Raw genomic sequence first — 8,265 nt, forward strand, 5'->3', positions numbered from 1 at the left:
GCTCCGATTCGCGCCTGCCGGCGGTGCTGCTGATGGCGCATTACGACTCCGTGCCCGCCTCCCCCGGCGCGGCGCGCGGCGATCCTGCTGCCGCCGTCGCTGGCGGCGGGGCTGCTGCTGTGCGGGGCCGACGGGTGGATCGGGCCGGCGATGGCGGCGGTGGCGGCGCTGCTGGCGATGGCGGCCTATGATCGGCCGTTGCCCGGCGCGGCTGCGGGGATCGGCCTGTTCGGTGCGGTCGTGCTGATCGCGCTGCCGATGCAGGTGCTTGCGCCGGTGGCCGCGCCGACCCCGGGCCTGGTGCTGCTCGGCGGGGGATTGCTGCTGCTGCTGGCGACGCTGCGCACGCGCGCCGCGCTGCCGCTCGTGGCTGTGGGTGCCGGGCTGCTGGTGGCGCAGCAGGTGGCGACCGGGCACCTGCTGTTGCTGGCGGTGGGCGAGACGATCGCCGGGGTGGCGGCGCCGTTCGCGCTGTTCACCGCGCTGGCGCTCGCCCCGCTGCTGGCCCGCAGCCTGAGCCCACGGATCGCGCTGGCGGGCGGGGCCGCGTTGACCGCGCTGGCGGTGTCGCTTGTGCTGGTGATCCGGCTGGCCGATCCGACCGGGCCGACGCGGCCCGCCATCTCCCAGGTGATGCATGTCACCGACCTGACGACCGGGCGTTTCTATCGCGCCACCAGCCTCTTTGCGCCGGATCGCTGGACGCGTAGCATGCTGGGCCCGGCGGGCGAGGCGGCGCTGTTGCCGATGTACGATCACGCCTTCGTCGCGCCGGCCGGCCCGGTGGCGGTGTCGGCCCCGCGTATCCGCCTGTTCCGCCGGCTGGATGGCAAGGTGCAGCTGACGGTGGCCGGGCCGCCCGGCACGCGGGAGATCCGCGTCGCGCTTGCCGCCAGCGTGCCGTTCGCGGCGGCGCGGGTGAACGGGGTTGCCGCGCCGCTTCTCCGCCGGCCCGGTGCGCTCGACCGGATCGGCTGGGTAGGCCGCGACGTCACCGTCTCGCTGCTGCTCACCCCCGCCGCGCCGGGCCGGCTGGTGGCCCGCATCGCGCTGTTGCGGGATGGCTGGCCGGCCGATGCGCCCCCGCTGCCGCCGCGTCCGGCAGACGTGATGCCGTGGTACGACAGCGACGGCAGCATCCTGTTGAAAACCGAAACTATTTCCTGGTGACGGGCGGCTGACGAACCTTTGCCCCGGCTGGGGGGTTGAACCCTCGAAACAGAAATGCGTCGAGGAGACCAGCGTGGCTACCGATCCAAAGACCTACGAGACGATCACCGGCCCGGGCGGCGAATTGCATCAGCAGACCGCCGCGAACGGGCCGCATCTGACGACCAATCAGGGCATCGTCGTCGCCGACAACCAGAACAGCCTGAAGGCGGGCGCGCGCGGGCCGACGCTGCTGGAGGACTTCATCCTCCGTGAGAAGATCTTCCACTTCGACCATGAGCGGATTCCAGAGCGGATCGTCCACGCGCGCGGCACGGCGGCGCACGGCTATTTCGAGCCGTATCCGGCGGCGGCAACATATTCCAAGGCTGGCCTGTTCCAGACGCCGGGCGAGCAGACGCCGGTGTTCGTGCGCTTCTCCACCGTGGCGGGCGGGGCCGGTTCGGCCGATACCCCCCGCGACGTGCGCGGTTTTGCGGTGAAATTCTACACCGGCGAAGGTGTGTGGGATCTCGTCGGCAACAACATCCCGGTGTTCTTCATCCAGGACGCGATCAAGTTTCCCGATCTCGTCCATGCCGTGAAGATGGAGGCCGACAAGGGCTATCCGCAGGCCGCCAGCGCGCACGACACCTTCTGGGACTGGATCGGGCTCATGCCCGAAGCGACCCATATGGTGATGTGGCAGATGAGCGACCGGACCATCCCGCGCTCGTTCGTGACGATGGAGGGCTTCGGCATCCACACCTTCCGGCTGATCGATGCGGACGGGAAGAACACCTATGTGAAGTTCCACTGGAAGCCGAAGCAGGGCCTCCAGTCGCAGATCTGGGACGAGGCGGTGAAGACCGCCGGCGCCGATCCCGATTTCCAGCGACGCGACCTGTTCGAGCGGCTCGATCGCGGCGACTATCCTGAGTGGGAGCTGGGTATCCAGGCGTTCGACGAGGAAACCGCGAACGGCCTCGACTTCGACGTGCTCGACTCGACGAAGATCATCCCGGAGGAAATCGTCCCCGTCACGCCGATCGGCAAGATGGTGCTCGATCGCTACCCGGACAACTTCTTCGCCGAGACCGAGCAGGTGGCGTTCTGCCCGGGCAACATCGTGCCCGGTATCGACTTCACCAACGATCCGCTGTTGCAGGGTCGTCTGTTCAGCTATCTCGACACACAGAAGAGCCGGCTTGGCACGACCAACTTCCATCAGCTGCCGATCAACGCGCCGAAGTCGCCGGTGAACAACTTCCAGCGTGACGGCATGATGCAGATGAACGTGCCGAAGGGCCGAGCCAATTACGAGCCGAACAGTCTGAACGAGGCAGGTGAAGATGCCGGCCCGCGCGAGTGCCCGGTGAAGGGTTACTCGACCTACGCGGCGCAGGATATCGGTGCCGAGCAGGGTGACAAGCTGCGCGTGCGGCCGGAGAGCTTCGCCGACCATTACAGCCAGGCGCGGCTGTTCTTCCGCTCGCTCGACAAGGCCGAGCAGGCGCATCTGGCCTCCGCACTGGTGTTCGAACTGTCCAAGGTCGGGCTGGAGCATGTGCGCAAGCGGGTGCTGTCCAACCTGGTGAACGTCGACCCGGCGCTGGCCGGGCGCGTGGCGGAAGGGCTGAACATGGATGTGCCGGCCGCATCGGCGACCGCCGTCCCGGTCAAGGATCTCGATCCGTCGCCGGCGGTGCGCATCATCGGCGGGCCGCTGGAGAAGGTGACGTTGGAGGGTCGTTCGGTCGGCATCCTGATCGCCGACGGCAGCGACGGCGAACTGATCGACCGCCTCACGAGCGAGATCGGCGATGCCGGTGGCAAGCCGATCCTGATCGCACCCAAGGTGGGCGGCGCCAAGCTGAAGGACGGCAGCCTGCTGAAGGCCGATGCTCAGCTTGCCGGTTTCCCGTCGGTGTTCGTCGATTCGATCGCGCTGGCGTTGTCGGCCGAAGGAACCGCGGCGCTGCTGAAGGAAGCGGCGGCGGTGCAGTTCGTGATGGACGCATTCGGCCATCTCAAGACGATCGGCGCTACCGACGCGGCCAAGCCGCTGCTCGACAAGGCAGGCGTGGAGAAGGATGCGGGCGTGACCGGGCTGGACGACGGCTTTCTCGCCGTGGCCGGCAGCAAGCGCCATTTCGATCGCGAGCCGGGCGTGCGCATGCTCGCTTGAACATGAAAGCCGGCCCGCTGTCGTGCAGCGGGCCGGTGTACCCTGTCAAAAGGCCCGGTTCGCTCATGCAGCGGACCGGGCCTTTCGCTGTCCGGGGGGTCAGTCTGCGGTGAAGGGGCCGCGCAGCGCAGCCGTCATCGCCGCGACCGTATCGGTGGCATGGCGGGCAAGGGCGACGGGATCGCCACTCTCCGGGTTGTTGGCATCGTGCTGTACCAGCAGGTTCAGGAACATCAGCGCGCACAGCATGATCCGGGTCTGGGCAAGATCGCTGGGCAGGCCACCGAGCAGGCGGGGCAGCAGGGCGAGCAGTCTCATCATCGCCGGCGCGCCGGTAAAGGCCTGCGCCAGCCCCCGGCCGCTGCCGTCGGGTGAGCGGCGGACCAGATAGTGCAGCAGGAAACCCGCATGGGGATGGTGCCCCCGCGCATCGCACAGGGTGAGATGCGGCAGGGACAGGACCGCGATCAGGGTCGCCACGTCACCCAGCTTGCCGTCGCGTTCGGCCTGGGCGAGCATCTCCTCACGCTCCCCCTCCATCTCCGCGACACGCTGGCGGAAGATGGCCTCGATCAGCTTTTCCCGGCTGCCGAAATGATACTGGACGGCGTTGTTGTTGCCCTGGCTGGCAGCCACCGCGATCTCCCGCAGCGAGACGCCATCGAAGCCGCGAGCGGCGTACAGCCGTTCCGCTGCGCGTAAAATCCGCAGGCGGGTGGCCTCGACCTCCGGCCGGTGGCTACGTCGACGCGTACCGTGCACGCTATCGGCCGCCTGAATGCCAGGGATTTGCAACGACACCCTCCAAGTAACCGAGTCAGCTACTCGTTAACAGTTACTTAAGGAGAAATCGCGCGGTCTTGTAAGCATTATGGTCTAATTTCGGGACGTGGAACTCAGTCGATCGCAACCGGCCCGGTCTGCGGTTTCGGGCGCCGTGCCATCCACACCAGCGCGATCATCGCCAGCGACAGCCAGCCGCAGGCGGTGAACAGGTCGATCGAGGCAAGCAGATAGGATTGCCCGATCATCTGCCGCGTGGCGAGCGCCGCCGTCTGGAAGGTGTCGAGGCCGAAGCCGTGAAGCTGTTCGGTCGCCATGCGATAGGCCGGATTGTCGGCGGTCGCCGCTTCGGACAGACGCGCCTGATGCAGCGTCTCCCGCCGGTCCCACATCGTGGTGACGAGCGAGGCGGCGAAGCTGCCGGCCGTGATCCGCGCGAAGTTCGAGATGCCCGTGGCGGACGGCACGCGCTCCGGCGGGATACCGTCGAGCGAGATGTTTATCATCGCGAGGAAATAGGTGCTCATCGCGATGCCCTGCACCACCATCGGCAGCACGAAATCGACGAAGGCGGCATCGGCGGTCAGGCGCCCGCGCATGAAGAAGGAGGTGGCGAAGGCGAGGAAGGCGATCGTCGCCAGCCAGCGCACGTCCACCTTGCCGCTGATCTTGGCCACGAACGGCGTGAGGATCACCGCCACCACGCCGCTGGGCGCCGCCACCAGCCCCGCCCAGGTCGCGGTGTAGCCGAGTTGCGTCTGCAACCACAGCGGCAGCAGCAGCGTGTTGGCGAAGAACAGCGCATAGCCCAGGCTGAACGCGATCGTGCCGAGCGTGAAATTGCGGTTGCGGAACAGCGACAGGTCCACCACCGGATGCCGCTCGGTCAGTTCCCAGATCACCCAGGCGGCGAAGCCGATCAGCGCGAACAGCGCGAACATCACGATCAGCCCGTCGTCGAACCAGCCGGCGTTCTTGCCGAGATCCAGCACGATCTGGAGCGAGCCGACCCAGAAGGCGAGCAACAGCACGCCCACCTTGTCGATCGGCAGCTTGCGCGTCGGCGTCTCGCGGTCCTTGAGGAACCGCCACGACACCAGAACGGAGAAGATGCCGACCGGCACGTTGATGAGGAAGATCCAGGCCCAGTGATAATTGTCGGCGATGTAGCCGCCCAGGATCGGCCCCATCACCGGCGCGACGAGCGTCGTCATCGACCAGATGCCGAGCGCGAGCGATCTTTTCTGCGGGGCGAAGATGGCGATCAGCAGCGTCTGCGATCCGGGGATCATCGGGCCGGAGACGGCGCCCTGCAGGATGCGGAAGAAGATGAGCGAGCTGAGGTTCCACGCCAGCCCGCACAGCAGCGAGGCGACGGTGAACAGCGCGACCGAGACGACGAAGGTACGGACCACGCCGTAGCGGCCCATCAGCCATCCGGTCAGCGGCAGCGCGATGCCGTTGGCGACGGCGAAGGAGGTGATGACCCAGGTGCCGGTATCGGTGCTTTCGCCCAGATTGCCCGCGATCGTGGGCAGCGAGACGTTGGCGATGGTGGAATCGAGCACCTGCATGAAGGTGCCCAGCGCCAGCGCGATCGCCGCCAGCGCCAGCGCGCCGCCGGCCAGCGGCGGGGGCATCGTGTCGCCGGCCGGCGTGCTCACCGACCGGCCGGCGCGTTGGCGGCGATGATCCGGCGGATGCGTGCGTCCACGTCGGCCGTGTCTTCCGGCGCGTTCATGCTGAACGTGCTGGCGGCAGGGCGCGCGACCAGCGTGCCCGAGGTGTCGGCGATATCGACCTCGGCGTTCACCGACAGGCCGATCCGCAACGGGTGCGCGCGCAGTTCCGCCGGATCGAGCCCGATCCGCACCGGCACGCGCTGGACGATCTTGATCCAGTTGCCCGAGGCGTTCTGCGGCGGCAGCAGCGCGAAGGCGTTGCCGCTGCCGGCCGACAGACCCAGAACGCGGCCGTGGAATACCACGTCGTCGCCATAGACGTCGGCCGTCACCGTCACCGGCTGGCCGACGCGCAGGTGGCGCAGCTGGGTTTCGCGGAAGTTGGCGTCCACCCACAGGCGGTTGAGCGGGATCACCGCCATCAGCGGGGTACCGGCGGCGACCTGCTGGCCAAGCTGCACGGTGCGTCGGGCGACCTGCCCGTCCACCGGCGAGACGATCCGCATGTGCCCCTGTGAAATGGCAGCGCGGCGCACCGCGGCGATGGCGGCCAGCACCGCCGGATTGTCGTTGACCGACGTGCCCTGCGTCGCCGTGCGGGACTGGGCGAGCCGGCTGCGCGCCACGTTCAGCGCGGCGCGGGCCAGGGTGACGGCATCGGCGGCATGCGCTACCTCCTCGCCCGACACGGCGCCACCGGCGGCGCGGCGGCGCGCATAATCGTTGCGTGCGCTGGCCAGCCGCGCCGATGCCTCGGCAACGCTCGCGCCGCCCTCGTCCAGCGAGGAAAAGTCGGCGCGCACGCCGCGTACCGCGCGGGCGAGATCGGCCTCGGCGGCGGCCAGCTGGACGTCCACGGTCGCGGGATCGAGATCGATCAGCCGCTGGCCGCGCCGCACCGTTTCGGTGTCGTCGGCGTGCAGTGCGATCACCGTGCCGGGATCGCGCGCGGTGATCGACACGATGTCGCCGGCGACATAGGCGTCGTCCGTTTCCTCGCTGGCGGCGGCGAAGAAGAAGGCGTGGATCGCCCAGGCGGCAAGGCCGGCCAGCACGACCAGCGCGAGGATGATGAACCAGCGTTTCCGTGCGGCGGGGCGCGCCGTCGGCTGGACAGGGCTGGTTTCTGTGGCGGCGGAGGCGTCGGTCATCGGGTCGTTTCCGCATCGGACGGAGGAGTGAAGCCGCCGCCCAGCGCGGTCAGCAGCTGGACGCGACGGAGGGCGGCATCGGCGACGAGATCGGCCTCGGCCTGCCGCGCCGCCAGCACGCGGGTGCCGGTTTCGAGCAGGTCGAGCTGCGAGCCGAGCCCGGTGGACACGCGCGTGCGATCGAGCCGGATCGTGGCATCCAGCCCGGCGAGGATGCGGCGTTGCGCGACGAGATCGGCATCGTTGGCCGCCACGTTCGTCAGCGCGTCCGCTGCCTCGCGCACGGCGCGCAGCACCGTGGCATCGTAATCGGCCACCGCCAGATCCACCTGCGCGGCCGCGCCGGCATAACGCGCCTTCAGCCGGCCGCCATCGAACAGCGGCAGGCTGATCGCCGGCCCGCCGCCATAGGTGCGCGCATCGCCGGAAAAGAAGCTGCCGATGCCGATCGAGGACAGGCCGACAAGCGCGCGCAGATCGACGTTGGGATAGAAATCCGCCCGCGCCGCCGCCTGCCCGCCCACCGCCGCATCGACCCGCGCACGCGCGGCGAGCAGATCGGGGCGGCGACCCAGCAGGTCGGCCGGCACCGCCACGGGGAGCGCCGCCATGCGATCCGGCGCGAAGCGCGGGCGCACGACGGTAGGGTAGAAGTCCACGCCGCGCCCGGCCAGCGCCGCCAGCGCATGCACCGCCAGCGTGCGCCCGGCCTCCGCGCGCACCAGCGCCTGCCGCGCCTCGGCCAGCAGCGTCTCGCCCGCGCGCAGCTCGAAATCGCTGCCGAGGCCGGTACGCACGCGCGTGTTCGCCAGCCCCAGCGACTGCTCGCGCGAGACGACCAGATCGCGGGCGACATCGCCCAGCGCATAGGCGCGGGAAAGATCGACGTAGGCGGCGGCGACGCTGGCGATGATCGACAGTCGCGCCGTGGCCGCGTCGAAACCGGCCGCGCGCACGCCGGCACCGGCCTGCGCGATCAGCGCCTTCTGGCGGCCGAAGAAGTCGAGGTTCCAGTTCAGTCCGGCCTGCGCGCTGGCGATCCAGCGGGTCGATCCGGCGAAGGGCGGCGGGATGGTGGAGCGGCCGCTGAGCCGCTGGCGCGAGACCGATCCGTCGAACGTCACCTGCGGTGCGGTGGCGCTGTCGCTCTCGGCGAGCGTGGCGCTCGCCGCGCGAAGCCGGGCGAGCGCCGTATCGAGCGAGGGGTTGCCCGCCAGCGCGGCGGCCAGGATCGCGTCGAGCTGCGGGTCGCCCAGCGCGTGCCACCATTCGGGCGCGAGCGGCGGCATCGACGGGCCGGTGAGGCCCAGCG

Annotated in this window: 7 protein-coding genes; 3 read left to right on the top strand and 4 right to left on the bottom strand. The window is 69.4% G+C overall.

What is annotated here, in order from left to right; genetic code table 11:
• From FOY91_RS22120 to FOY91_RS19880, 3 genes are all read left to right on the top strand, one after another.
• On the top strand, window positions 1–191 hold a 191-nt coding region (locus FOY91_RS22120), incomplete at its 5' end, for a hypothetical protein (protein ID WP_203234645.1).
• Window positions 151–1,170: a hypothetical protein gene (locus FOY91_RS19875; RefSeq protein WP_145155600.1), complete on the top strand. Its 1,020-nt coding sequence runs from the start codon at window positions 151–153 to the stop codon at window positions 1,168–1,170. The genes FOY91_RS22120 and FOY91_RS19875, both read left to right, overlap by 41 nt.
• A gap of 73 nt (window positions 1,171–1,243) precedes the next feature.
• Window positions 1,244–3,337, top strand: a complete 2,094-nt coding sequence (locus FOY91_RS19880; protein ID WP_145155602.1) for a catalase — start codon at window positions 1,244–1,246, stop codon at window positions 3,335–3,337.
• Window positions 3,338–3,436: 99 nt separating this feature from the next.
• Here FOY91_RS19880 and FOY91_RS19885 read toward each other — a convergent pair whose 3' ends face one another.
• The 4 genes from FOY91_RS19885 to FOY91_RS19900 form a co-directional block, all read right to left on the bottom strand.
• Window positions 3,437–4,099, bottom strand: a complete 663-nt coding sequence (locus tag FOY91_RS19885) for a TetR/AcrR family transcriptional regulator (protein ID WP_162527291.1) — start codon at window positions 4,097–4,099, stop codon at window positions 3,437–3,439.
• A gap of 134 nt (window positions 4,100–4,233) precedes the next feature.
• Entirely contained in the window at window positions 4,234–5,760 is a 1,527-nt protein-coding gene (locus tag FOY91_RS19890; protein ID WP_145155609.1) for a DHA2 family efflux MFS transporter permease subunit, read from the bottom strand.
• A 20-nt stretch (window positions 5,761–5,780) separates the two neighbouring features.
• Window positions 5,781–6,953, bottom strand: coding sequence for an HlyD/EmrA/EmrK family protein (locus FOY91_RS19895; RefSeq protein WP_145155606.1), 1,173 nt, complete (start codon window positions 6,951–6,953; stop codon window positions 5,781–5,783).
• On the bottom strand, window positions 6,950–8,265 hold a 1,316-nt coding region (locus FOY91_RS19900; RefSeq protein WP_145155608.1), incomplete at its 5' end, for an efflux transporter outer membrane subunit. The genes FOY91_RS19900 and FOY91_RS19895, both read right to left, overlap by 4 nt.

The sequence above is a fragment of the Alterirhizorhabdus solaris genome, assembly GCF_007785815.1.
Lineage (GTDB): Bacteria > Pseudomonadota > Alphaproteobacteria > Sphingomonadales > Sphingomonadaceae > Alterirhizorhabdus > Alterirhizorhabdus solaris.